Origin of the sequence: Brevibacillus sp. SKDU10, from assembly GCF_001645205.1 — a bacterium.
In the GTDB taxonomy this organism is placed as follows: Bacteria; Bacillota; Bacilli; order Brevibacillales; family Brevibacillaceae; genus Brevibacillus_B; species Brevibacillus_B halotolerans.
Genome location: NZ_LSSO01000081.1, coordinates 1 through 766 on the forward strand (window position 1 = coordinate 1; position 766 = coordinate 766).

The following is a 766-nucleotide window of genomic DNA, read 5'->3' on the forward strand; positions in this document are numbered from 1 at the left end:
AACACTCCCAACCCTTCAAGAAAAAGGGCTGACGGGCTTCGATATGATTTTTATTGATGCCGATAAACAAAACAACCCTCATTATTTACAATGGGCTTTAAAGCTTTGCAATCCAGGGGCAATTATTCTTGGAGATAATGTGGTGCGCGGTGGAGAAGTGATTCACTCTGAGAGTGAAGATGATCGTATTCAGGGCATTCGGCAATTCTTTGATCTGCTATCTGCTGAGCCCCGCATTGAAGCAACGGCTGTCCAAACCGTGGGAAGCAAAGGCTATGACGGCTTCGCACTTGGTGTCGTAAAAGGATAGAGATAAATCAAGTAATAAACCAAAGAAAAGCACTCCTGATAAAAGGAGTGCTTTCCAAATGAAAAACAAGAATCAACCGCCTACGCCATGTTCATAGGGAGCTACTGAATGTTCCGCTTTTGCTACTTCTACATCTGCTGCATGACTAAACATTCCAAAAGCCATTACTAGCGATAGCAAAAATCCCCTCATCATTTCTCACCTCCTCCATCAATTTTTTATACTCTCTTTTTTGTTGTTCTGTGGCGTGATATCTGTATGCTTCAAAAAGTGTTACACATTGGATGAACTTCTTCTGATTATTCATCACGATCGATAAATCCAGACATCGGAGAGTATCTATTATTCCACTTTCAAACCGTTCATTTTGAAAATGGTAAATAGCCAGATCATATCGAAACCGGAGATGTCGATCTACACGAATGGAGTCATGGGAATGTTCAAAGGTACGTATTT

General features: G+C 41.0%; 2 protein-coding genes. One reads left to right on the forward strand and one right to left on the reverse strand.

Going from position 1 to position 766, the window contains the following annotated elements:
• The coding region (locus AYJ08_RS05385; protein ID WP_369799664.1) for an O-methyltransferase at nt 1-310 on the forward strand (310 nt) is incomplete at its 5' end.
• Between the two features lie 72 nt (nt 311-382).
• Here the strand turns inward: AYJ08_RS05385 and AYJ08_RS24720 are convergent.
• Nucleotides 383-505, reverse strand: a complete 123-nt coding sequence (locus tag AYJ08_RS24720; RefSeq protein ID WP_255365450.1) for a hypothetical protein — start codon at nt 503-505, stop codon at nt 383-385.
• Nucleotides 506-766: the final 261 nt, after the last annotated feature.

Excerpts from the sequence above, each read along its gene's own strand:
- AYJ08_RS24720 (WP_255365450.1), bottom strand. The coding sequence starts at position 505 with ATGATGAGGGGATTTTTGCTATCGCTAGTAATGGCTTTTGGAATGTTT.